Annotated in this window: 20 protein-coding genes; 11 read left to right on the forward strand and 9 right to left on the reverse strand. The window is 72.1% G+C overall.

The annotated features are described in order from the left end of the window. Positions 1–12: 12 nt before the first annotated feature. Complete coding sequence (locus tag IEX69_RS09810; protein WP_217348633.1) at positions 13–3822, reverse strand: TIM-barrel domain-containing protein; 3810 nt, start codon at positions 3820–3822, stop codon at positions 13–15. Positions 3823–3998: 176 nt separating this feature from the next. On the opposite strand from IEX69_RS09810, the gene IEX69_RS09815 reads away from it, so the two are divergent. Genes IEX69_RS09815 through IEX69_RS09825 form a run of 3 tightly spaced genes read left to right on the forward strand, consistent with a single transcriptional unit; the run spans position 3999 to position 6600 of the window. Beyond that, positions 3999–4994, forward strand: a complete 996-nt coding sequence (locus IEX69_RS09815) for a methionine ABC transporter ATP-binding protein (protein WP_085020820.1) — start codon at positions 3999–4001, stop codon at positions 4992–4994. After that, positions 4991–5758, forward strand: a complete 768-nt coding sequence (locus tag IEX69_RS09820; RefSeq protein WP_085020821.1) for a methionine ABC transporter permease — start codon at positions 4991–4993, stop codon at positions 5756–5758. Before IEX69_RS09815 ends, IEX69_RS09820 begins: the two co-directional genes overlap by 4 nt. Further along, complete coding sequence (locus IEX69_RS09825) at positions 5755–6600, forward strand: MetQ/NlpA family ABC transporter substrate-binding protein (RefSeq protein WP_085020822.1); 846 nt, start codon at positions 5755–5757, stop codon at positions 6598–6600. Before IEX69_RS09820 ends, IEX69_RS09825 begins: the two co-directional genes overlap by 4 nt. A 105-nt stretch (positions 6601–6705) precedes the next feature. On the opposite strand, the gene IEX69_RS09830 is transcribed toward IEX69_RS09825, so the two are convergent. Beyond that, positions 6706–9222, reverse strand: a complete 2517-nt coding sequence (locus tag IEX69_RS09830; RefSeq protein ID WP_085021591.1) for an MMPL family transporter — start codon at positions 9220–9222, stop codon at positions 6706–6708. 52 nt (positions 9223–9274) lie between these two features. Here IEX69_RS09830 and IEX69_RS09835 point away from each other — a divergent pair, with 52 nt between their 5' ends. The 3 genes from IEX69_RS09835 to IEX69_RS09845 all read left to right on the forward strand — a co-directional run bounded on the left by IEX69_RS09835 (position 9275) and on the right by IEX69_RS09845 (position 12181). After that, complete coding sequence (locus IEX69_RS09835) at positions 9275–9850, forward strand: TetR/AcrR family transcriptional regulator (protein WP_229756299.1); 576 nt, start codon at positions 9275–9277, stop codon at positions 9848–9850. A 639-nt stretch (positions 9851–10489) separates the two neighbouring features. After that, a complete protein-coding gene (locus tag IEX69_RS09840; RefSeq protein WP_085021592.1) occupies positions 10490–11029 on the forward strand; it encodes a putative immunity protein in 540 nt (179 codons plus the stop codon). Between the two features lie 9 nt (positions 11030–11038). Further along, positions 11039–12181 carry a MalY/PatB family protein gene (locus tag IEX69_RS09845; RefSeq protein ID WP_085020824.1) on the forward strand — a complete coding sequence of 381 codons (1143 nt, stop codon included), beginning with the start codon at positions 11039–11041 and terminating at the stop codon, positions 12179–12181. A gap of 96 nt (positions 12182–12277) precedes the next feature. On the opposite strand, the gene IEX69_RS09850 is transcribed toward IEX69_RS09845, so the two are convergent. The 3 genes from IEX69_RS09850 to IEX69_RS09860 form a co-directional block, all read right to left on the reverse strand. Beyond that, the gene (locus IEX69_RS09850) at positions 12278–14422 is read right to left on the reverse strand and encodes a S8 family serine peptidase (protein WP_157127299.1); all 2145 of its coding nucleotides are present in this window, start codon (positions 14420–14422) and stop codon (positions 12278–12280) included. A gap of 121 nt (positions 14423–14543) precedes the next feature. Next, the gene (locus tag IEX69_RS09855) at positions 14544–15260 is read right to left on the reverse strand and encodes a 3-keto-5-aminohexanoate cleavage protein (RefSeq protein WP_085020826.1); all 717 of its coding nucleotides are present in this window, start codon (positions 15258–15260) and stop codon (positions 14544–14546) included. After that, the gene (locus tag IEX69_RS09860; protein ID WP_085020827.1) at positions 15260–16945 is read right to left on the reverse strand and encodes an AMP-binding protein; all 1686 of its coding nucleotides are present in this window, start codon (positions 16943–16945) and stop codon (positions 15260–15262) included. The genes IEX69_RS09855 and IEX69_RS09860 overlap by 1 nt, the downstream gene beginning before the upstream one ends. Before the next feature lie 79 nt (positions 16946–17024). Between IEX69_RS09860 and IEX69_RS09865 the strand changes: the two genes are divergently transcribed. The 3 genes from IEX69_RS09865 to IEX69_RS09875 all read left to right on the forward strand — a co-directional run bounded on the left by IEX69_RS09865 (position 17025) and on the right by IEX69_RS09875 (position 19504). Next, complete coding sequence (locus IEX69_RS09865) at positions 17025–17819, forward strand: SDR family NAD(P)-dependent oxidoreductase (protein WP_085020828.1); 795 nt, start codon at positions 17025–17027, stop codon at positions 17817–17819. A gap of 84 nt (positions 17820–17903) precedes the next feature. Then, a complete protein-coding gene (locus IEX69_RS09870; protein WP_085021593.1) occupies positions 17904–18638 on the forward strand; it encodes a formylglycine-generating enzyme family protein in 735 nt (244 codons plus the stop codon). Next, the gene (locus tag IEX69_RS09875; protein ID WP_085020829.1) at positions 18635–19504 is read left to right on the forward strand and encodes an alpha/beta fold hydrolase; all 870 of its coding nucleotides are present in this window, start codon (positions 18635–18637) and stop codon (positions 19502–19504) included. Before IEX69_RS09870 ends, IEX69_RS09875 begins: the two co-directional genes overlap by 4 nt. Before the next feature lie 35 nt (positions 19505–19539). Here IEX69_RS09875 and IEX69_RS09880 read toward each other — a convergent pair whose 3' ends face one another. After that, the gene (locus IEX69_RS09880) at positions 19540–19974 is read right to left on the reverse strand and encodes a pyridoxamine 5'-phosphate oxidase family protein (protein WP_085020830.1); all 435 of its coding nucleotides are present in this window, start codon (positions 19972–19974) and stop codon (positions 19540–19542) included. A 107-nt stretch (positions 19975–20081) separates the two neighbouring features. On the opposite strand from IEX69_RS09880, the gene IEX69_RS09885 reads away from it, so the two are divergent. Together IEX69_RS09885 and IEX69_RS09890 are read left to right on the forward strand one after the other, a co-directional pair. After that, a complete protein-coding gene (locus tag IEX69_RS09885) occupies positions 20082–20570 on the forward strand; it encodes a glutathione peroxidase (RefSeq protein ID WP_085020831.1) in 489 nt (162 codons plus the stop codon). 22 nt (positions 20571–20592) lie between these two features. After that, complete coding sequence (locus IEX69_RS09890; RefSeq protein WP_085020832.1) at positions 20593–20964, forward strand: bleomycin resistance protein; 372 nt, start codon at positions 20593–20595, stop codon at positions 20962–20964. 4 nt (positions 20965–20968) lie between these two features. On the opposite strand, the gene IEX69_RS09895 is transcribed toward IEX69_RS09890, so the two are convergent. From IEX69_RS09895 to IEX69_RS09905, 3 genes are all read right to left on the reverse strand, one after another. Continuing rightward, positions 20969–21322: a hypothetical protein gene (locus IEX69_RS09895; protein WP_157127300.1), complete on the reverse strand. Its 354-nt coding sequence runs from the start codon at positions 21320–21322 to the stop codon at positions 20969–20971. 65 nt (positions 21323–21387) lie between these two features. Continuing rightward, the gene (locus IEX69_RS09900) at positions 21388–22050 is read right to left on the reverse strand and encodes a pyridoxal 5'-phosphate synthase (protein ID WP_229756300.1); all 663 of its coding nucleotides are present in this window, start codon (positions 22048–22050) and stop codon (positions 21388–21390) included. Beyond that, positions 22047–22619, reverse strand: coding sequence for a GNAT family N-acetyltransferase (locus IEX69_RS09905; protein WP_085020835.1), 573 nt, complete (start codon positions 22617–22619; stop codon positions 22047–22049). The genes IEX69_RS09900 and IEX69_RS09905 overlap by 4 nt, the downstream gene beginning before the upstream one ends. Positions 22620–22810: the final 191 nt, after the last annotated feature.

Consider the following 22810-nt stretch of genomic DNA (forward strand, 5'->3'; position numbering starts at 1 on the left):
CAGGGTCAAGGGTCAGTCGCCGTGGCGGAGGCGACGGCGGCGGAGGCGCCAGGTGAGGGCGGCGCCGACGGCGACGAGCGCCGAGGCGGCGAGCAGCGCGCCGGGGAGGGCGAAGCCGGTCGAGGCGAGGTCGCCCGAGTTCGACCCGCTGCCCGATCCGGAACCCGAGCCCGATCCGGAGCCACCCGAGCCCGAGCCCGGACCCGTCCCGGGGCCGCCGGGGGCTCCGGGGCCGCCAGGCTCGCCCGGGCCGCCGGGACCGCCGGGGCCGCCGGCCGCGGTGACCGCGAAGGTGGCGCGGGCGAGCTCGGCGCCGGCCACGGAGGCGACCACCGTGTAGTCGCCGGCGGCCGCGCCGGCGGCGACGGGGAGGTCCGCCGTGAACGCGCCAGCCGCGTCCGTGTGCGCCGTCGCGGAGCCGAGGTCGGGCGCGGTCGTCAGCGCCACGTCGACGTCGGCGGGGAAGCCCGACCCGGTGACGGTCTGCGTCGAGCCTGCGGCGACCGAGGGGGAGCCCACCGCGAGCGCGGGCGTCGGCAGGGCGTCCGGCGAGAAGGTCACCGTCGCACCGGACGAGACGGAGCGCGTCGACACCGGCACCGTGAGGGTGCGCGTCGCCGCGTCGTACGTCCAGCCGGCGGCAGGCGCCGCGGCGGCAGCACCGGAACCAGCCGACGCCGCAGGCACCGCGACCCCGTCCACGAGCACCGTGACCGGCGCATCGACGTCGGAGAACTCCGCCGTCCAGGTGCGATCCGACACCTGCCCGGCGAACGAGCCCGACGCGGGAGCGATGGCGAGCGTGCCGCCCGCCCCCTGCTGCGTGTACGTGACGGCGGTCGTCGCCGACTGCACCACGTCGGCCGCGCCGCCGTCGTCCTCGTAGAGGTCGAACGACCCGTCCGCGCCTGCGGCGACGGAGAGGGTCACGTCGGTCAGCGGGGCCGACGCGTTCGGCACGTTCGCGCTCCGCGAGGGGACGATGCCGCCGGCGCGCACGAACACGGGCATCCGGTCGAGGCCGGTGGTGACGGTGGCGGTGGTGCCCCCGGCGTGCACCTCACCGGTGAACCAGTCGACCCAGTCGTCGCCCGCCGGGAACCAGACGGTCGTGTCCGCGGTCGAGCCCGGTGTGGTGACGGGCGCGACGAGGATGTCGGATCCGTACAGGTACTCACGTCCGGCCTGGCCGTACGCCTCCTGCTGGTCGGGGTACTGGAGGTAGAGCGGGCGCGTCACGGGCACACCCGTCGACTGCGCCTCGGCGGCCAGCGTGTACGACAGCGGCACGAGGTTCTCGCGCAGGTTCAGGAACTGCGACGCCGACGCATCCGCCTCCTCGCCGTACTGCCAGGGCAGACGGTCGCTGTGGTTGCTGTGCAGCCGGTCGATGGGCTGGAACGTGCCGTACTGCACCCAGCGGGCGTAGAGGTCGTCGGCGAGCTGGGTGCTGTCGGGCTCGGCGCCCGGATGCGTGTCGCCGCCGGTGTGCCCGCCGATGTCGTGGCTGATGGCGCTGAGGCCGGTCGCAGCCGACTCCCCGGGCGTGTACCCGATCTGCGCCGCGAGCATCTGCCACGTCGAGACGGTGTCGCCGGTGAAGTGCAGCGTGGTCCGCTTGTCGGCCCACGGTCCGGTCGGCACCGGCTGCGGGTTGCCGTAGCCGCCCGCCGTCAGCGAGCCGTACGCCCGGGAGAACGCGAACCCGCGACCGTCGAGAGCGGCGGAGGTCTGGTTCGCGTACTGCTGGTTGATGAAGGCGTCCGGGGTCACGCCGGGCTGCGAGTACTGCGACCCCTCGCTGCAGCACCAGTCGAGCCACCACAGGTCGACCCCCTGGTCCTGGATGTCGGTGTGCAGGTCGAAGTACGCCTGCAGCTGCGCGGGGTCGGACCAGTCGAAGAGGTACTTGTCGCCGCTCTGGGTGAGCGCTCCGTTCGCCGTGGCCTGCGCGGCGGGGAACTTGGGGTCGTTCGCGCCGATCGTGGGATGGATGTTCAGGGTGTTGTGGATGCCCCGCGACTCGAGCTCGGCGAGGAAGGCCGCCATGTCGGGGAACCGGGTCTTGTCGACCTCCCAGCCGTTCCACTTGTCGGGCGACTTGTAGTCGGTGTCGACCGCCATCAGGTCGACCGGCACGCCCTCCGCGGCGAAGCGGTCCGCGATGCCGAGGAACTCCTCGTCGGTGCGGTCGTAGTACTCCGAGTACCAGACGCCGTACGCCCACTGCGGCAGCAGCATCGACGGTCCGGTCAGCTGCGCGAGCTCGCCGAGAGCGTGCTCGTAGTCGGTGCCGTAGGCGAAGAGGTAGCCGTCGGCGTAGTCCGCTCCCCCGTGGTCGCGCTGCGTGATGACCTCGGTCGCCGGGTCGTACAGGGCGGAGGCGGTGTCGTCGACGAGCGACCAGCCGTCCTGGTAGAGCAGGCCGGGGTTCGTCTTGACCGAGCCGTTCGCCGTGTCGAGATCGCGGCGGTAGCCACCGAGGGCGGCGTGGGGCGCGAGGACCGGCGAGTCGGATGCGGTGACCGCGACGGTGTCGACGTTCAGCTGGCAGCTGTCCCCATCCGGGCAGCCGAGGGTGACGTCGTTCGCACCGGCGGCGAGGTCGACCGGGACGGAGACGGTCTGCCAGTAGTCCCACCCGCTGGTGGCGGGCAGGTCGGCGGTGGTCGCCGCGGCGGAGCCGACCTGCACCGACACGGGCCGCGACGTGGGCTGCCCGTTCGCGTAGCGGATCTGGAGGGCGTAGGTCCCCGCGGCCGGCACGCCGGTGACGTGCAGGGTCTGTGAGGCCCCCTGGCCGAGGCCTGCGACGAAGGCGTCGCCGGAGAAGCCGTTGTGGTCGGTCGCCGGCACGGCGCCGCCCGCGAGCGTCGAGGTCTCGGCCTCGCAGACGCTGCCGAAGGCGCAGTCCGCGGCGGCGGGCGCGGTGACCGCACCCGGGTAGTCCGATCCGCGGGTCACCACGGCGAGGCTGTCGACGTTGACGTTGCCCGAGTCGCCGGCGGTGCGCTCGACGCGGACGGTGTGCGCCCCGGCCGTGAGGTCGAGCGGCGCGGTGGCGAGCGCCCAGGTATCCCAGCTGTCGGTGGGCGTCAGCTCGAGGGTCTGCGCGGCCCCGCCGTCGACGGTGACCGTGACCGTGCGGGTGGCGAGGGAGCCGTCGCCGGGCCGGTTGTTCGCGTAGCGCAGCGTGAGGTCGTACGGGCCGTCCGTGTCGACGGTGGTGTCGAACGAGAGCGAGTTGCCCACGGCCTCGAACCCCGCGACGAAGCCGCCGCCGGTGTAGCCGGTGTGGTTCTTCGCGATCCCCAGCCCGTCGAGGGTGAGCGACTCGGCCTCGCAGAGCACGCCGACCTCGCACGAGGGGGCGCTGTCGTCGGGCCAGGGCGCCGCCGTCACGTCCTGCCCGGTCGAGGTCGTGAGGGAGAGGGTGAGGTTGTCGGGGCCGAAGTCGCCCGACCCCTCCCGGTACCGCACGACCGCGCTGCCGGTGTCGATCGTCAGCCAGCCGTCCTCGGTGGAGGTGGTGAACTCCGCGGGAGCGAAGTCGCCGCGACCGATGACGTTGAACGTGCCCGCGTCGTCGAACCGTCCGTCGCCCGCGTACTCCGTGCGGATGAGGGTGGGCGAGAGCACCTGGAAGCGCGCGTCGCCGGAGATGACCGTCTGCGATGCGGCGACCTCGCCGGGAGCGGCGGCGGGTGCCGCCACGGCGGCGCCCGCGGCCCCCGCGGTGAGCGCGCCCGCGGCCAGGCCGAGGAGTGCGGCGGCGGAGGCGCCGAGGCGCATCCGATGACGGCTGCGGGGTGAGGACTGCATACTTCTCCCTCGAAGTGGTGACATGCGGTGTGGTCACTCAACAGCATCCGGGGCGATGTGTCAACGTGAGACACACGATCGGGATCCGCGGCGGCGGCGCCGAGCACGTCCACCCTCTCCGTCACAGTGCGTAACCGCATTCGTCTTCCGCACCGAGGCGATGCTCTGATCGAGGGATGATCTCGCTGCGGAACCTCCGCAAGACCTACGGGCGCGGCCCCGGCGCCGTGCGCGCCCTCGACGACGTCTCCCTCGAGGTGGCAAGGGGGGAGATCTTCGGCGTCGTCGGCCGCAGCGGCGCGGGCAAGAGCACGCTCCTGCGGACCGTCAACCTGCTCGAGCGCCCCGACTCCGGCTCGGTCGAGGTGGACGGGGTCGAGATGACCACGCTCGACCAGGCCGGACTGCGCCGGGCCCGCCGGTCGGTCGGCATGGTCTTCCAGCACTTCAACCTGCTCTCCAACCGCTCGGTGCAGCAGAACATCGAGTTCGCCCTCGAGGCCGCCCGCACGCCGCGCGCCCGTCGCCGCGCTCGTGCCACCGAGATCCTCGAGCTGGTGGGCCTCGAGGGCCGCGGCGGCTCCTACCCCGCGCAGCTCTCCGGCGGTCAGAAGCAGCGGGTGGGGATCGCCCGGGCACTCGCCGCCGAGCCCACCGTGCTGCTGAGCGACGAGGCGACCAGCGCGCTCGACCCGGAGACGACCGAGTCGATCCTCGACCTCATCCAGAGCATCAACCGGGAGCTCGACCTGACCGTGCTGCTCATCACGCACGAGATGGAGGTCGTCAAGCGCATCTGCACCTCGGCCGCGCTCCTGGAGGACGGCCGGATCGTCGAGCAGGGCGCCGTGACCGGGCTCATCAGCACCCAGGGATCGCGCCTGGCGAGCCAGCTGTTCCCGCTCGCGGCCCCGCAGCCCGACGACGGCCCCACGGTGATCGACATCACGTTCTCCGGCGGCACCGCCGACCGGCCCGTCATCGCCCGGCTCGCCCGCGACCACCAGCTCGACGTCAGCATCCTCGGCGCGGTCGTCGACCGCATCGGCGGCACTCAGGCGGGCCGCACCAGGCTCGCCCTCCCCGTCGCGGGCACCGCGGCCGACGCCGTCATCGCGGACCTCCGCGGCCAGGGGCTGCTCGTCGACGTCCTCAAGGGAGGCCGGTCATGATCGACTACGGTTCACCGACGTTCTGGAGCGATCTCGTCGAGGTCCTCCTCAAGGGCACGCTCGAGACCCTCTACATGACCGGGGTCGCGACGCTCCTCACGATCCTCATCGGGCTGCCCCTCGGCATCCTGCTCGTCGGGACGGAGAAGGGAGCGTTCCTCGAGCACAGCCTCGGGCCGATCTGGGTCGCCCGCACGGTGAACCGCGTCCTCGGGTTCATCGTCAACGTCGGCCGGTCGGTGCCGTTCATCATCCTGATGATCGCGCTCATCCCCCTCACCCGGCTCATCATCGGGACCTTCGTCGGGACGACCGCGGCGATCGTGCCGCTGACGATCATCGCCATCCCCTTCTTCGCCAGGATGGTCGAGATCGCCGTCAACGACGTCCCCACCGGGCTCTACGAGACCGCGGACTCGCTGGGCGCCACGAAGTGGCAGCTCGTGCGCCGCGTCCTCCTCTCGGAGGCGCTCCCGTCGATCCTGCTCGGCGTCTCGACGACGATCACCTCGATCATCAACTTCTCCGCGATGGTCGGGGTGGTGGGCGGCGGGGGCCTCGGGAACGTCGCCATCACCTACGGCTTCCAGCGCTACAGCTGGATCCACATCGTCTTCGTCGTCCTGATCCTGTTCGCGATCGTGCAGATCGTGCAGTTCGTGCTGACGAGGATCGCCACCGCCGTGTCCCATCGGAGCACCACAGCAGCACTGCCGAAGGATGCGGAGCTCACCATCAACCCCGCACAAGGAGTAGCCACATGACCATCCGATCGACCCTCCTCCGCGCCGGCGCCGCCCTGGCGACCGGCGCCCTCGCGATCAGCCTCGCCGCCTGCTCGGGAGCCAGCGGCTCGACGGGCTCCGGCTCGGGTTCCGGCTCGGCCGACGGGAGCCTCGGCACCGTCAAGGTGGGCGCGCTCGCCACCCCGGCGGGCGACATCCTCAAGTGGGTGCAGGACAACCTGGCCGAGGAGGCCGGCCTCACCATCGAGTGGACCGAGTTCACCGACTACAACACCCCGAACCCGGCCCTCTCCGACGGCAGCACCGACGCGAACCTGTTCCAGAACGCGACCTTCCTGAAGACCTACAACACCCAGTCGGGCGGAGACCTGGTGAGCGTCGGCGAGGTCTACCTGCCCGCCGCCGGCTTCTACTCGGACAAGTTCGACAGCGCGGATGCGCTCCCGAACGGCGCGAAGATCGCCATCCCGAACGACCCGACGAACGAGGGCCGTGCACTGAAGCTCCTCGCCTCCGAGGGCCTCATCACCGTCTCCGACGACGTCACGAACCTCGACGGCATCACCGACAACCCCAAGGACTTCCAGTTCACGGAGATCGAGAACGCGAGCCTCGCGCTCGCCGTGCCCGATCAGGACGCCGCCTTCGTCACGGCGACCTTCGCGCTCCCCGCGGGCCTCACGGAGGACCAGGCGATCATCCTCGAGAACACCGACTCGAGCTACTACAACGTCCTCGCCACGACCCCGGCGCTCGAGAGCGACCCGCGCATCCAGAAGCTGTACGAGCTGCTGACCGACCAGCGCACGAAGGACTACATCACCCAGACCTGGAAGGGCCTCATCGTCCCGGTCGAGTGACGCGCGACCGCCTGGCGCTCCGCGCCGCATCCGCCGAACAGCGAGAAGGCGCCCTCTCCCCGCACGGGAGGGGGCGCCTTCTCGCTGCTGGGCGTGGGTCGACGCTCAGCTCGTGAGGTTGACGCCGCCGGTCTGGACGCCGGGGTGGTCGCGCTCCAGCGCGGCGCCCTCCATGTCCACGTTCGGGATGATGCGGTCGAGCCAGCGCGGCAGCCACCACGCGGCGCTCCCGAGCAGGTGCATGAGGGCGGGCATGAGCAGCATCCGCACCACGAAGGCGTCGAGCAGCACGCCGAAGGCGAGCCCGAAGCCGATCGAGCGGATGATCGTCGACTCCGAGAAGATGAACCCGCCGAACACGCTCACCATGATGAGCGCCGCGGCGATCACGACCGAGCGTCCGGCGCGGAAGCCCTGCGCCACGGCCAGTCGGGCGGGCGACCCGTGGACGTACGCCTCCCTCATGCCCGAGGCCAGGAAGAGCTGGTAGTCCATCGCCAATCCGAACAGGATGCCGACCAGGATCACGGGCAGGAAGCTCAGGATCGGACCGGTGTTGTGCAGTCCGATCAGCGACGCACCCCATCCGAACTGGAACACGGCGACGATGAGCCCGTACGTCGCGAACAGCGAGAGGACGAACCCGCCGGTCGCGATGAGCGGCACGAGCAGCGATCGGAACACCACGATCATGATGAGCAGCGACAGGCCCACGACCACCACGAGGTAGATCGGCAGGACGTCGGCCAGCGCCTCGGAGATGTCGATGTTGATCGCTGCCTGGCCGGCCACGCCGAGCGTGATGTCGCCGTCGACGGGCGGCAGGGAGCGGATGTCCTGCACGAGCTTCTCGGTGGAGGCGCTGTTCGGCCCCTCCGTCGGCTTGACCTGGAAGGCGATGACGGAGTTGTCGTCGGAGGTCCCGATCGGCGCGACCGCCTGGACCGACTCCTGGTCGTGCAGCACCTGGGCGATGTCGACCTCGGTCTGGAGCAGGTCGTCGTCGCTGACCCCATCCGGAACGGTGGCGACGACGAGGAGCGGACCGTTCGCCCCCGCCTGGAACTCCTGGTCGACGATCTCGTACGCGCGGTAGCTGGTGGAGTCGGCCGGCTCGCTGGATCCGTCGGGCAGGCCGAGGCGCATCGAGAGCGCAGGGATGGCGATGACGAGGAGGGCGGCGACCGTGGCGAGCGCGGTGAGCACGGCGCGCACCGTCGACATGGGCTTCACGCTGCTCGCCTTGTGGTGGTGGTGCCCGATCGTGGCGCGCTTGCGCTTGCTGAGCAGTCGGGTGCCGACGAGCCCGAGGATGGCGGGCGCCAGAGTGATCGCCACGAGCACGGCGACGGCGACGCACACCGCGCCGACCGTCCCCATGAGGGCGAGGAACGGCACCCCCGTGATGTTGAGCGCGAGCAGCGCCACGATGACCGTCGAGCCGGCGAAGGCCACCGCGGTGCCCGAGGTTCCCGTGGCGAGCCCGATCGACTCCCGGACGGGCACGCCGGCGAGCATCTGCTTGCGGTGCCGGTTGACGATGAACAGTGAGTAGTCGATCCCGACCGCGAGTCCGAGCATCACGCCCAGGACGGGCGTGACCGAGGCCATGTCCACCACGCCCGAGAAGGCCAGCGACGCGGTCACGCCGACGCCGACGCCGACGAGCGCCGTGACGATCGGGAGGGCGGCCGCGATGATCGTGCCGAGCATCACGATCAGGACGATGGCGGCGAAGACGAGACCGACCGCCTCGCCCACGCCGAAGATCTCGGGCACGCCCTGCGCGATGTCGGTGCCGAAGTCGACCGTGGTCCCGTCGACCGGCGAGTCCTGGAAGTGCGCGATGGTGGCCTGCTTGGTCTCCTCGGGGAGGTCGAGGCGGGGCTCGATGAAGGAGACGTTGACGATCGCGGTCGACCCGTCGGCGGAGACGAGGCCGATCCCGTTCGAGAAGTCGAGCAGCTGCTGGCCGAGCTGCGCCTTCTTCTCGCCCGCATCGAGCTGGGCACGGTTCGCGTCGAGCTGCGCCTGCTGCTGCTGGAGGGCCGCCGTCTGGGCGTCGAGCTGCTGCTGCTGGGCGTCGAGCGCGGCGAGCTGCTCCGCCGGTGCGCCCGCAGCCTCGGCCTGCGCGCGAGCGGCGGTCAGCTGCTGCTGCCCGGCGTCGAGCTGGGCCTTGCCCGCATCCAGCTGCTGCTGTCCGGCATCGAGCTGGGCTCGACCGTCGGTGACCTGCTTCTGACCCTCGGCGAGCTGCTGGGCCTGGTCGGCCTGCTGCTGTGCGGTCGCGAAGGGGTCGTTCACGTCGGCCACGCCGTCGAGGTCCTTCGCGGTCGCGGCGAGCGCCGAGATGGCCTGCTTCTGCGCATCCGTGAAGGCGGAGCCGTCGGTCGTCTGGTAGACGACGGTGCCCGTGCCTCCGGCGCGGTCGGGCAGCTTCTCGGCGAGCTCGTCGGTGACGGCGCCGGAGGCCGTGCCCGGGATGTCGAAGCTGTTGCTGAGCGTGCCACCCAGCGTGAGGAACGCGGTGACGGCGAGGCCGAGGATGACGACCCAGGAGACGATCACCGCCCAGGCGCGACGTGCGGCGAAGGATCCGAGACGGAACAGCAGAGCGGCCATGACGTTCACAATACGTGACGTCTCGTCTAGTTCCTGCGGGTAGCCTGTGTGGATGAACGAGCACCGAGCCGGGCCCGTCCGCAGCGCTGCGGCACGCGAGGCCATCCTCGACGCGACCGCCCGCCTGTTCCACACCGTCGGCTACGAGAACCTCACCATCGAGGGCGTCGCCCGCGAGGCCGGCGTCGGCAAGCAGACGATCTACCGCTGGTGGCGGTCGCGAGGGGCGCTCATCGCCGAGTGCCTCACCGACGGGAGGCTCTTCCCCCTGGAGTTCGACGTGCCCGACACCGGCGACGTGCTGGCGGATGTGGAGAGCTGGCTCGACGTCATCCTCTCCGTCCTCGAGGCCCCGAACGGCACCGCGCTGATGCGGTCGCTGCTCGCGGCCGCCGCGGAGGACCGCGCGGTCGGCGACCACCTCGGTGCGAGCCTCGGCGTCAACCGCTTCCTCGCCGAGCGCCTCTCCGTCGCCGTGCGGGACGGGCAGCTCGCCGCCGACGCCCCCGTCGACCAGCTCGGCGACGCCATCCTCGGCGCGATCATCTTCTCCTCGCTCGGCAGCGACACCGCGGCCACCGCCCAGGGCGCCCGCGACCTCGTCCGCTACCTCCTCCGCCCCGCCTAGCCCGCCCCGCCTAGCCCGCCCCGCTGCGCCCCACTCCCATCGAGTGCTCACTCTCGGCGCCATCCCGCGCGCCATGCACCCAGAAGTGAGCACTCGACCCCATGAGGCGACACGCCGGGCCCGCGCATCCCACCCACTGCTCACTTCTTGCGCCATCTCGCGCGCTATGCAGCCAGAAATGAGCACTCGCCCCTACCAGGAGATCACACTCCCGCGCCCGCGCATCCCATCCAGTGCTCACTCCTGGCGCCACCCCACGTCCACGCAGTCAGAAACGAGCACTCGACCCCCGCCAGGGGCCCACGTGCCCGCGCACGCGCATCCCACCCAGTGCTCACTCCTGGCAACATCTCCCGCGCAATGCAGCCAGCAATGAGCGCTCAACCACGCCAGGAGACCACACCCGCACCCACGCATCCCACCCACTGCTCACCCCTGACACCATCTCCTGCGCTATGCAGCCAGAAATGAGCACTCGACGTCGCCGGAAGATCACCCGCTCCCGAACGCGCGTCCCATCCAGTGCTCACTCTTGGCGCCATCCCGCGCGCCAGGGCAGCCAGAAATGAGCACTCGATGTTGACGGGAGCCGACCCCGCGAGGAGAGGCGCTCGGGGGGAGGGCGTGGGAGAGTGGGGCGTGCTCTCTCCGCAGACGTTGGACGACGCCGACCGGCGGGCGGTGGCGGCGTGGGCGGCCGACTGCGCCGAGCGGGTGCTGCCGCTGTTCGAGGCCGAGGCGCCCGACGACCCCCGCGCGCGGGACGCGATTGAGCGCGCGAGGGCCTACGCACGCGGCGAGGTCGACGCGGCGGGCCAGATCCGGATGCGCTTCGTGGCCGGGCGGGCGGCCGCCTCCGCCTCCTCCCCCACGGGGGCGGCGGCGGCCAGGTCGGCCGCGCAGGCCTCGGGGGTGGCGCACATGGGCGCGCACGCGCTCGGCGCCGCGGCCTACGCCGCGAAGGCGGTCGCCCTCGCCGCCCCCGACGACCCGGGGGCAGCGGCACGGGAACTGAAGCACCAGCTGGACTCGATGGACGACGACGTCGCAGCCGCGCTGCGCCGCCTGCCCCTCCTCGGCGAGGACCGCTCCGGCCCCCTCGGCACCGGGCTCCTGACGGTCGGCGCCCTCGGCGACGCCATCCGCACCCTGCAGCGGGAGGTCGGCGGCCGTGCCTAGGCTGCGATCATGACGAAGGTCGAGGCGGACGCGCTGCCCCTGCTCCGGCAGCGTTCGAGCTACAAGTGGCGGGCCTACCCGGAGGACGTGCTGCCGCTCTTCGTCGCCGAGACCGACTACCCGATCGCTCCGGTCGTGGCCGCGGCCGTCGAGGAACGCCTGCGACTGTCCGACACCGGATACGTCGCGAGCGCCCGTCCCGTCGCCGACGCGTTCGCGCGCTTCGCCGAGCGGCGATGGGCCTGGACGATCGACGCGGAGACCGTGCGGGCGACCACCGACGTCAGCGTGGCGATCGTCGAGACGCTCCGCGTGCTGCTGCCCCCGTCGTCCGGCGTGGTGATCATGCCGCCGATCTACCCGCCGTTCTTCGAGCTGGTGACCGAGGCTGGCCATCGCGTGGTCGAGGTGCCCCTCGCCGACGGCGAGCGCCTCGACCTCGAGGGCCTCGAGGCCGCTCTCGCAGCGGGAGCGCGCGCGGTGCTGCTCTGCAACCCGCAGAACCCGATCGGCCGGCCCCATCCGAGCGAGGAGCTGGCCGCTCTGGCCGAGCTGGCCGACCGGTTCGGCGCCGTCGTCGTGAGCGACGAGATCCACGCTCCGCTCGTGCATCCGGATGGCGACGTCACGCCCTTCCTCGCGGTGTCGGATGCGGCGGCCCGCGTCGGCGTGTGCGTCACGTCGGCGTCGAAGGGCTGGAACATCGCCGGGTTCAAGTGCGCACTCATCGTGCCGGGTTCCGCGGCGACCTCGGCCCGGGTGGACGGACTGAGCGACGAGGTCCTCGCGCGGACGAGCATCCTGGGGCTGCACGCGTCGGTCGCCGCGTTCGGCACGCCCGAGGGCGAGGAGTGGCTCGACGGCACGGTGGCGGCGATCGTCGAGAACCGCCACCTTCTGCGTGCGCTGCTCGACGAGCACCTGCCCGAGGTCGGCTATCGCGAGCCCACCGCGGGATACCTCGCCTGGCTCGACTTCCGGGCGCTGGGCTGGGGCGACGACCCCGCCGAGCGCATCCTGGCGGAGGGGCGGGTCGCGCTCGTCCCGGGCCCCACCTTCGGGTCCGTGGGTCGCGGCTTCGCGCGGCTCAACCTCGCCTGCTCGCCCGGCGTCCTCACCGAGGCCGTCGAGCGCATCGCCGCCCTGCGCTGACCGCCCCCCTCGCGGACGAGCACACCCGGAGATCGCGGCTCCTGTCGCCAGGCAGCCGCTCTCTCCGGGTGTGCTCGGTGGTGCGGGGGTCGCTCGTCAGCGCGTGGCGCGGCGGCGGCGGGCTCCGATCAGGAGCACGGATCCGGCCAGCAGGACCAGGGCTCCGAGGCCGAGGGCGGACCCCGTCTCGCCGGCTCCGGTCGCGGCGAGCTGCGTGGCGTTGCCGCCACCACCCGCCGGGACCGGCACGGGTACCGGAGCCGGCGGAACCGGCACGGGCGGCAGCGCGGCGAGGAACGCCGCAGCGTTCACGCGGCCCGCACCCGTGGCGTCCTGCGAGGACACGCCGTTGAAGATGTTCGGCACCTCCTCGGCGGTCGAGGTGAGCGCCGCGCGCACCTGCTGCGGCGTGGCCTGCGGGTTGAGCTGAAGCCCGAGCGCGGCCACCGCGGCCACCGACGGCGCGGCGGCCGAGGTGCCGGTGAAGGAGTAGACGCCCGGATGACCGCTCACCGGCTGCTGGTTGCTGAAGAAGTTCGTCCAGCCGCCGTCGACGCCGGTGACGTCGGGCGCTCCGGAGATCGGCGTCGCGAGGGCGGCCGTGCTCGGGATGGGCTCGAAGTAGAGGGTCGTCGGACCGGTGCCGCTGAAGGGCTCGAGGGTGTCCGGCGTCTCCGCGTTCGCGGCCACGACGCTCACGGCCGACGGGGTGCCGGCGTGACCATAGATCGACGGGCCGACGATGTCGCCGCCGGTGCTCTGGTAGTACTCGGCGCCGCCGAGGAAGCTGCCGAGGAAGATCGCCTTCACGCGGGGCAGCGACGCCGACGCACCGCCGGTCGTGTCGCGGACGACGACGAAGTCGTAGGCGCCACCGGTCGGCTGGAAGCGGATGACCTGGAAGGGATCGACACCGGCGAACGGAGTGAAGCCGACGACCGCACCGTTCGAGTCGAGCACGACGCCGGTGAGCTGCGTGTCGGCTGCACCGAACGGCTGAGCCCACTGCAGCATGATGCTCGCGACCCCGCCCTGGAGGTCCGGGTACAGCAGCTGGTCGGTGGGGTCGTCCGCGCCGGTGGGGCTGAAGTCGAGGCAGTCGCCGGTCAGACCCGCCTGCGTCAGCGAGGTCGCGATGACGGCGGGGCAGTCGATCGGACGATAGCCGGGGGTCTCCCACGAGGAGATGACCGACCCGGTGCTCGGACCGACACGACCGACGGAGGTGTCGTTGCCGGCGGCGGTGAAGAACGGGACGCCCTGGCTCTCCGCTTCGGTCACCGCGTTCGAGATGGTGCCGTCCTGGAACATCAACTCGTCGAGGTAGCCGAGGTCGTCGACGATGATGTCCGCTCCGTCGGCGAGCAGCGCCTCGACGGAGTTGGCGAACGCCACCTGGCTGTTGCCGCCCGACGCGAACGCGAGCGTCGCGCCGGGAGCGATGCTGTGCACGAGCTGCGCCATCGCGCGGCCCTCGTCCGAGCCGGGGCCCTCCGCCTCACGGACGACCTGCACCGGCTGCGTGTAGCCGCAGGGGTTGCCGGCGCCCGGGAGCAGACCGGCGGCGACGTCCTCGGCGGGCGTCGTCAGCGCATCCGTCGACGTGCCGAACGAGTCGGAGATGATGCCCACCTTCACGCCCGAGCCGTCCACCTTGTAGAGCTCCTGCGCCAGAGGCACGTTGAGCGGGTCGGCGAGGTTCGCCGGGACGGTGCGGCAGTCGTCGGCGGCGGCCGCGGGGACCGCGCCCACGGCGGACGCCATCGCCTCGCGGGCCGAGCCCGAGGTGGTCGGGGCGAGGCTCTGCACGACGCTCGTCACGTGCGGCAGGGCGGCGACGGCGTCGAGCTTCGAGGCCGGGACCGTGGCGCCGATGACGAAGTACTTCGCCGCGACGTCGTCGACGGTGCCCAGGGCGGCGAGCGCGGCGACGTCGGCGTCGCTCGGCGTGGTCGAGTAGTAGACGGTGACGGCGATGCCCTGCTCGGAGATCTGCAGCCCCGTCGGTCCGGCGCCGAGGACGTCCGCGGACTCCGTGGCGGCGTCGATCTGCTCGTTGGCGACCGCCGGATTGGTCGAGAGGTCGAGGTTCGACGCGACGGAGAGCCATCCGGACAGCTTCTCCGACGGGTCACCCCCGGCCGTCGGCTCCGCGGATGCCGTGCCCGCGGTCATCAGGATCGCCCCTGCGGCGATGGTGACGGCCGCGCACTGCGCAACGGCCCTGGTGAGTCTTCTCATCTAGGTCGGTTCCCCCACTGTCGAGACCGCGGCGTCGCGGCCTCGACCACGCTATCCAAGCCGCCGCACCACCCGCGGCCCCCGAAGGGGAGGGCGAGCGGTTCTCCGCAGACGGGACGAGCTACTCAGCGGGGACGAGGCGCTTCGCCGCGACGGCGAGCTCGGCGTTCGACGCGGCGACGGAGCCGTCGGGCAGCGTGCCGACGTCCTCCAGCCCGACGCGGATGCCCTTCCCCAGCCGGGCCGCGCGCTCCACCACGGCCCAGGTGCCCGCACCGAGCCCGTGCTCCAGCTGCTCCAGGCCCACCCCGGCGCGGGCCACCACGGCCTCCATGTCGGCGATGAGACCCAGGGCCGTCTCGGGATCGGGATCCATGGCCTCGATCACGAGGCGCTCGAACCGGTCCCATCCGCCGATCGCGACGAACCGCTCGGCGTCGGCGACCGAGAGGACGCACGCCTCGATCGCCACGCCGCGCGAGACGAGCAGGGCCGACAGATCGTCGATCCCGTCCTCGCCCTGGTTCGCCGAGATCAGGTCGGGCAGCTCGGTCCAGCCGCTCACCAGCTCGAGGCGGCGCCGCGGATCGGGCTCGATCTCGGCGAAGGTGGTCACGTTGAGCGGGATGCCCGGGCAGCTCGCACGCACCGCGGTGAGCATCCGCCCCACGTGTACCGGCTCGAGCGACTCGCGCCCGTCATCGTCGAACGCGTGCAGGTGCAGCAGGGTCGCCCCGGCCGCCACGCACTCGGCCGCGTCGCGCGCGATCTCGTCGGGGGTGCGCGGCATGGCCGGATGCGTGCTGTCGCCGTTCAGTGCGATCTGGAGGTGCGCCATCAGCTGCCGTCCGCTCGGTGCTCGGCCGCGAGACGCTCCCCGCGGGCGAAGGCGTCCTCCTCGCGCTCGCGCAGCTCGACCCGGCGGATCTTGCCGGAGATCGTCTTCGGCAGGACGAAGAACTCGATGCGGCGTACGCGTTCATAGGCCGAGAGCAGGTCGCGCGAGTGGGTGAAGATCGCCGAGGCGGTGGCCGCATCCGGCTCCCATCCCTCGGCGAGGGCGACGTACGCCTTCACCACGCTGTGCCTGGTCGCATCCGGAGCCGGGACCACGGCCGACTCCGCCACGGCCGGATGCTGCAGCAGCACGCTCTCGACCTCGAACGGCGACACCTTGTAGTCGGAGGACTTGAAGATGTCGTCCGTCCGGCCCACGAAGGTGATGGTGCCGTCGGCGTCGCGGGTGGCGACGTCGCCGGTGTGGAAGCGGCCGTCCGCTCGCGCGCGGGTGGTGCGCTCGTCGTCGCCCAGGTAGCCGGCCATGAGGTTGACCGGCTCCGGATCGAGCGAGAGGCAGATCTCCCCGGTGCCGGAGGGCTCGCCCGAGACCGGGTCGATGATCTCGACGGCGACGCCCGGCAGCGCTCGCCCCATCGCGCCCGGGACGATCGGGCGGCCCGGAGGGTTGGCGATGACGGCGGTCATCTCGGTCTGTCCGTAGCCGTCGCGGATGGTGAGCCCCCACGACTCCTCGACCTTCGCGATCACCCCCGGGTTCAGCGGCTCACCCGCGGAGAGGATCTCGCGGAGCGCCCTCGGCCGGTCGCCGAGGTCGGCCTGGATGAGCATCCGCCACACCGTCGGCGGCGCGCAGAAGGTCGACACGCCCGCCTCGTCGAGGCGGCGCAGCAGCGCACCGGCGTCGAACCGCGCGTAGTTGGAGACGAACACCGTCGCCTCAGCGATCCAGGGGGCGAAGAAGCAGCTCCAGGCGTGCTTCGCCCAGCCGGGCGAGCTGATGGCGAGATGCACGTCGCGCGGTCGCACCCCGAGCCAGTACATCGTGCTGAGGTGGCCGACCGGGTACGACTCGTGGGTGTGCACCACCATCTTCGGCTTCGAGGTGGTGCCCGACGTGAAGTAGACCAGGCAGGGGTCGTCGGTGTCGACGACCACGGTCGGGGCGATGCCCTCCGCGTCGATGGAGTCGTCGTAGTCGAGCCATCCGTCGACCCGGCCGCCCGCCGCGATGAGCACCACGTCGTCCGCCTCGGGGAGGCCCTCGAACTTGGCGGCCTCGGAGGCGTCGGCGATGACGTGCGTCACCTCGCCGCGCTCGAGCCGATCGGCGAGGTCGGTGGGCGAGAGCAGCACGGTGGTGGGCAGGATGACGGCCCCGAGCTTCATGATCGCGAGCATCGACTCCCACAGCTCCACCCGGTTGCCGAGCATGAGCATCACGTGGTCGCCCTGCTCGACGCCCTGGGCGTGCAGCCAGGCGGCGACCTCGTCGGAGCGCCAGCGCATCCGGTCGAAGCTGACCACCGTCTCGGAGCCGTCCTCCTCCACGATCCACAGCGCCGGGCGCTCGTTGCCGATCGCGATCGCGTCGAACCAGTCGATCGCCCAGTTGAAGTGCGGACCCACATCCGGCCAGCGGAACTCGGCCTCCGCCGCCTCCGCGTCGGTGCGGTGGGCGAGGAGGGTGTCGCGCGCGGCCCGGAACTGCTCTGTCGGGTTCATGCTGCCAGTCTGGCCCATCCGCGCTGGTGCATCCCTGGGGCGATGGTGCTGGAATGGGACGTCGACGAGAGGATGCGGGATGCGGATCGATCTGACGGGCAGGACGGCGGCGGTGACGGGGTCGACCGGAGGGATCGGGTACGCCATCGCGCGGGGCCTCGCCGACGCGGGGGCGCGTGTGGTGGTCAACGGCCGGAGCGACGACTCCGTCTCGTCGGCGATCGGGCGGATGCGCGCCGAGCTCCCCGAGGCCGAGCTCGTGGCCGCGGTCGCCGACGTGACCACGCAGGAGGGCGCCGATCGACTGCGGGAATCGGCCGGCGACGTCGACGTGCTCGTCAACAACCTGGGCATCTTCGGGGCGGTGCCGCCGCTCGAGATCGACGACGACGAGTGGCGCCGCTTCTTCGAGACCAACGTGCTCAGCGCGGCGCGCCTCATCCGGATGACGCTGCCCGGCATGATCGACCGCGGATGGGGGCGCGTGCTCTCGATCGCGAGCGACTCCGCGCTCGTCATCCCCGAGGAGATGATCCACTACGGCGCGTCCAAGACCGCGCTGCTCGCGGTCTCGCGCGGGTTCGCGAAGGCGGCCGCCGGGTCCGGGGTCACGGTCAACTCGGTGATCGCCGGTCCGACCCATACGCCGGGCGTGGAGGACTTCGTCTACCAGCTCGTCGACCGCTCGCTGCCGTGGGAGGAGGCGCAGCGCGAGTTCATGCGCGTCCATCGCCCGCAGTCGCTGCTCCAGCGGCTGATCGAGCCCGAGGAGATCGCGAACCTCGTCTGCTACCTCGCCTCGCCGCTCGCCTCCGCCACCACGGGTGCCGCGGTGCGGGTCGACGGCGGCTACGTGGACTCGATCGTCCCGTAGGCCTCACGGCGCTCGCGCCCGCTCCCCGCTCCCCGCTCCGCGCTCCCCGCTCCCCGCTGGGAGGATGGACCAGTGGACATCGAGATGGCGGCGATCCCCGGCGGCACGGTCGCGCTCCACGACGCGCGTCGGAAGGTGCGCTGGAGCGTCGAGCTCGAGCCGTTCGAGCTCGGCCGCTACCCGGTCACCGAGGAGCAGCTGGCGGAGATGCTGGGCGAGTCGGCCGCGCATCCGCGTCGGCCTGCCACCGGCGTGAGCTGGCTGCGGGCGGTGCGCTTCTGCAACGCGGCCTCGGAGTGGGAGGGGCTCGATCCCGCGTACGCGGTCGACGGCGACGAGGTCACCTGGCACGTCGATGCCGATGGGTTCAGGCTCCCCACCGAGGCGGAGTGGGAGCTCGCCTGCCGCGCCGGCTCGACCGGGGCGCACTACGGCCCCCTGGCGGAGGTGGCCTGGACGGCGGCCGACGGGGTGACGGCGCCGCAGGCCATCGGCGGGCGGATGCCGAACGCCTTCGGCCTGTTCGACACGCTCGGGAACGTCTGGGAGTGGTGCTGGGACCTCCTCGATCCCGCCCGCTACGGCGACTACCGCGTGTTCCGCGGCGGCGGGTTCGCCGACGACGCGTGGAGCGTGCGCGCCTCGACGCGTCGCGGCGGGGCACCGCGCACCGCGCTGGAGGACCTCGGGTTCCGCGTGGCCCGCGGCGGGTTCGACGGGCCGGCGGATGCGGCGCAGGGCTGGTCGGCAGAGGTCGACCGCGAGCGCGCCGACGTCTCCGGGCCGCTGCCGGTGGGCTGGACGCCCCGCCGACGATGAGCGCGGGCGCGGGGGCGGGCACGGATCCTGAGGCGCGGGCCGGGGACGGCGACAGCGGAGGCGCCCCTCGGTCGCCGGCCGTCCCCGAGGCGGTGCCGATCCCCGACGTGACGGCGGCGGACGGCACACGCCTCGCCGCCTGGACCCTCGGCCACGGGCCGGGGCGTCCACTGCTGCTCGTCCCGGGGCAGGCGGTCGACCACCGGTCGTGGCGGCTCGCCGCTCCCGTGCTGGGGCAGGGCCGGCCGCTCGTGCTGGTGGACCATCGCGGCACCGGCGCGAGCGGACGGAGTGCGTCCGGGGTCTTCTCGACTCGCGACCTCGCCGCCGACCTCGTGCGGGTGATCGATGCGGCGGGTCTCGAGAGCGTCGACCTCCTCGGCCACTCGATGGGCGGCCGGGTGGCGCAGTGGTTCGCGGTCGACCATCCGTCCCGCCTGGGGCGACTGGTCCTCGCCGCGACGAACGCGGGTGACCGTCACACCGTGACCCGCGATCCCGAGGCAGGGGCGGCGTTGAGATCGGGAGAGATCGCCCGCATCCGCCCCTTCTTCTTCGACGACGACGTGCCCGTCGACGTCGCCCGGTCCCTGCTGGTGGTCACGACGGATGCGCGGATGCGGCAGGCCCACTACCTCGCGAGCCGCCGACACGACGCCCTTGCCGAGCTCTCCCGGATCACGGCTCCGACGCTCGTGCTGCACGGCTCGGCCGACCGCCTCACCCCGCCCGACAGCGCGCGGCTCGTGGCGCACACGATCCCGCGAGCGCGGCTCGCCATCCTCCGCGGCGCCGCGCACGGTGTCGTCCTCGACGGGGGGCTCGGCGCAACCCTCGCCGCCCGCTTCCTCTCGCGCCCCGTCTGAGGCAGGAGCCTCGCTCCCCGTCTCGGGGCGGAGGCTCACCAGGCCTGGAGCTTCTCCGGCGTGAAGGCGATCGCGGTGCTGTAGGTCTCACCGATCTGCTCGAGCGGCATCCCGTAGTCGGCGATCGCGGCGGCGTACTTGCGCTCGTACGCCTCGCGGAAGCCTGCCAGCACCCCGGCGGCGCCACGCGGGTCGATCTCGGCGCTGCCCGTGAGGATCACGACGTCGTCGCCGAACTCTCCCCCTGCGTTCAGGTGCAGCACCACCCGCGACCCGGCCTTCACATGCTTCACCTTCACGGTGTCGGGCTGGCTGAACACCCACGCCTTCCCGTCGTCCCAGAAGAACCAGACGGGCACCGCGTGCGGCGTCCCGTCGTCCGCCACCGTCGTGAACCACACGATCAGGTCCTCCTGGAGCATCCGCCGCGCCTTCTCATGCTCGCCCGACGTCAGGTCGATCCCGCTCATGCCGCCTCCTGTTCCGTCCTCGGTCCGTGATACCCGCACCCTACGCTCGACCCCTGACGCCGGGAGGCCGGGGGCTCTGGGTCATCCGAGGGGCGTAGTGTGGCGGCGTGAGCGAACTGGACGACATCGCGGTGACGACCATCAAGGGCGAGCAGACGACCTTCGGGAAGCTGGCCGACGGGCGCGTGACGCTCGTGGTCAACGTGGCCTCCCGGTGCGGGCTCGCGCCCCAGTACGAGCAGCTCGAGGAGCTGCAGCGCACGTACGGCGAGCGCGGGTTCACCGTCATCGGCTTCCCCAGCAACCAGTTCCTGCAGGAGCTGGGCAGCGAGGAGAAGATCGAGGAGTACTGCTCCGCGACCTGGGGCGTGACCTTCCCCATGTCGGAGCGGGTGAAGGTGAACGGCCGCCACGCGCATCCGCTCTACAAGGAGCTCACCGGCGTGCCGGATGCGGAGGGCAAGTCGGGCCGGATCACCTGGAACTTCGAGAAGTTCGTCGTGAGCCCGACCGGGGAGGTGCGCCGCTTCAGCCCGCGCACGAAGCCCGACGATCCGGAGATCGTGCAGACCATCGAGGGCTGGCTCCCGGCCTAGCCGTCAGGAGCGCGGAGCCCGAGTGGTCGACAGAGCCGTCCCGAACCTGCCCTCGCACGATCTCGCGCTGACGAGCGCGTTCTACGGCGCGTTCGGGTTCGGCGAGTCCTTCCGGGACGACACCTGTCTCATCCTCCGCCGCGGCTCCGTCGAGCTGGAGTTCTTCCCGTTCCCGGACCTGGATCCCGCGTCCAGCTCGTTCCAGTGCAGCATCCGGGTCGCCGACCTCGACGAGCTCTACGCCGCCGTCGCCGCAGTGGTGCCCGAGCGCACGAGCGGCGCCCCGCGCCTCACCGCGCCGACACGGCAGCCCTGGGGCCAGCGCGCCGCGTTCCTCATCGACCTCGACGGCACCCAGCTCCACCTCATCGCAGACAGCGCGGACGGCTCGTAGCGCCTCAGAAGGAGGAGAAGCCGCCGCTCGTGGCGAGGAAGGCCAGGGCGAGGACGAGGGCGTTGAGGACCACGCCGATGATGGCCGCGACGGGCGTGCCCCGCTTCGAGACGAGGCCGACGATGAGGCCGATCACCGACAGCACGAGCCCGAGGACGGCGACCAGGAACGTCAGCGGGATGACGGCGAGCAGGTACCAGAGGGCGTTCATCTGCTCGGGCAGGAGCGCCCAGATCACGATCGCGAGGGGCATCACCACCGCGAGCACCCCGAGCACGATCCCGGCGATGCCGAGCCCCTTCGCGACCGGATGAGCCTTCGCCCGGTCGACCACCACTGCATCCCCCGATGTCGTCATGCGATGACCCTAGCGTCTGCTCAGACCCGCGACCAGGGTGCGAAGGTGCCGGCGATGCGAGACGCTCAGGGCTGGAGGTGATCCGCGACCCAGCCGCCCTCGACCCGGAGGTACCGCAGGCGACGGTGGAGGCGATCGCGGCGTCCGAGCCAGAACTCCACGTAATCCGGGACGAGGCGCAGCGCCCGCCATGCTGGAGGCCGCGGCACGTCGTCGCCGTGCTCGTCGAGGAGACGCTCGGCCGCGTCGGCGAGAGCTGCCCTCCCCTCCGCAGGGCCGGTCGCGAACGGGACGGACTGGGCAGCGACCGCGGTGGCCGCCCGGGAGCGAGGCGATCGATCGGCGAAGAGCGCATCCGACTCGGCCCCGCCGAGGACCTCCACGACCCCTTCGAACCGGAGCTGCTGCATCGTCTCGCGCCAGTACGCCTGCAGCGCGGCGTGCGGGTTCTCGAGGAGGACACCGCCCTTGCGACTCTCCAGCGAGGTCCCGAACACCAGACCCGTATCGTCGATCCGCTTCACGTCGACCGATCGGGCGCTCACGGACCCGCTGGACGACGCGGTCGCGAGCGTCATCGACAGCGGCTCGGACACCCCGATCTCCCGGGCCGCGGCGAGCCACTCCCGCGCGAGCGCCAGAGGCTCGGCGGGCGCCTCCGTGAACTCGGGCAGGTCGGCCGTCTCGGTGCCGGACAGCGGGGTGCCCATGCTTCGCGCATCCGTCATGTCAGTTCCAATCGCATGATCACGCGCGGGAACCCGTTGATCACCGACGTGGTGTCGGCGGCCTTCGTGAAGCCCGCCCGTTCGAACAGGGACCGCGTGCCGACGTACGCCATGGTCAGGTCGACCCGCTCGCCGCCGTTGTCGACGGGGTACGCCTCGATCGCGGGCGCGCCGGAGGCGCGGGCGAAGTCGACGGCGCCCGCGACGAGTGAGTGGGAGATGCCCTGCCCCCGATGGCCGGGGCGCACCCGCACGCACCACAGCGACCAGACGTCGACGTCGTCGACGTGCGGGATCCTGCGGTTCGTGGCGAAGGACGTGTCGGCCCGCGGATGCACGGCCGCCCATCCGACGACCTCGTCGCCGTCGTACGCCAGCACGCCGGGTGCCGGCGTCTCGCGCACGAGCCGCTGGACCCGCTCCCCGCGCTGGCGTCTGGCGAGCGCCAGGTTCTCCTTCGAGGGGAGCCGGTAGCTGAGGCACCAGCAGACGTTCGAGTCGGGGTTCTTCGGCCCCACCATGGTCGCGACGTCGGCGAACACCGTCGCCGGACGCACCTCGATCGCCATGCCGTCACGCTACCGCGCACCTCCGACCGCGCCCACCGCACGCGAGGTGCCCGCCGCGCCGCGAGATGACAGCGCTGAGACGCGAGAAGACGCCCCTCCCGCAGCGTGGGAGGGGCGTCTTCTCGCGGATCGGCGTGATCCGCAGGCCCGCGGGCCCGCCGAGAAGGCGGGGCCCGCGGCCCGCGGGACCG

This window comes from Cnuibacter physcomitrellae, from assembly GCF_014640535.1.
GTDB classification, from domain to species: Bacteria; Actinomycetota; Actinomycetes; order Actinomycetales; family Microbacteriaceae; genus Cnuibacter; species Cnuibacter physcomitrellae.

Coding starts and splice junctions, on each gene's coding strand:
- IEX69_RS09810 (WP_217348633.1), bottom strand. CDS start 3,822: ATGCAGTCCTCACCCCGCAGCCGTCATCGGATGCGCCTCGGCGCCTCC.
- IEX69_RS09815 (WP_085020820.1), top strand. CDS start 3,999: ATGATCTCGCTGCGGAACCTCCGCAAGACCTACGGGCGCGGCCCCGGC.
- IEX69_RS09820 (WP_085020821.1), top strand. CDS start 4,991: ATGATCGACTACGGTTCACCGACGTTCTGGAGCGATCTCGTCGAGGTC.
- IEX69_RS09825 (WP_085020822.1), top strand. CDS start 5,755: ATGACCATCCGATCGACCCTCCTCCGCGCCGGCGCCGCCCTGGCGACC.
- IEX69_RS09830 (WP_085021591.1), bottom strand. CDS start 9,222: ATGGCCGCTCTGCTGTTCCGTCTCGGATCCTTCGCCGCACGTCGCGCC.
- IEX69_RS09835 (WP_229756299.1), top strand. CDS start 9,275: ATGAACGAGCACCGAGCCGGGCCCGTCCGCAGCGCTGCGGCACGCGAG.
- IEX69_RS09845 (WP_085020824.1), top strand. CDS start 11,039: ATGACGAAGGTCGAGGCGGACGCGCTGCCCCTGCTCCGGCAGCGTTCG.
- IEX69_RS09850 (WP_157127299.1), bottom strand. CDS start 14,422: ATGAGAAGACTCACCAGGGCCGTTGCGCAGTGCGCGGCCGTCACCATC.
- IEX69_RS09855 (WP_085020826.1), bottom strand. CDS start 15,260: ATGGCGCACCTCCAGATCGCACTGAACGGCGACAGCACGCATCCGGCC.
- IEX69_RS09860 (WP_085020827.1), bottom strand. CDS start 16,945: ATGAACCCGACAGAGCAGTTCCGGGCCGCGCGCGACACCCTCCTCGCC.
- IEX69_RS09865 (WP_085020828.1), top strand. CDS start 17,025: ATGCGGATCGATCTGACGGGCAGGACGGCGGCGGTGACGGGGTCGACC.
- IEX69_RS09870 (WP_085021593.1), top strand. CDS start 17,904: ATGGCGGCGATCCCCGGCGGCACGGTCGCGCTCCACGACGCGCGTCGG.
- IEX69_RS09875 (WP_085020829.1), top strand. CDS start 18,635: ATGAGCGCGGGCGCGGGGGCGGGCACGGATCCTGAGGCGCGGGCCGGG.
- IEX69_RS09880 (WP_085020830.1), bottom strand. CDS start 19,974: ATGAGCGGGATCGACCTGACGTCGGGCGAGCATGAGAAGGCGCGGCGG.
- IEX69_RS09895 (WP_157127300.1), bottom strand. CDS start 21,322: ATGACGACATCGGGGGATGCAGTGGTGGTCGACCGGGCGAAGGCTCAT.
- IEX69_RS09900 (WP_229756300.1), bottom strand. CDS start 22,050: ATGACGGATGCGCGAAGCATGGGCACCCCGCTGTCCGGCACCGAGACG.
- IEX69_RS09905 (WP_085020835.1), bottom strand. CDS start 22,619: ATGGCGATCGAGGTGCGTCCGGCGACGGTGTTCGCCGACGTCGCGACC.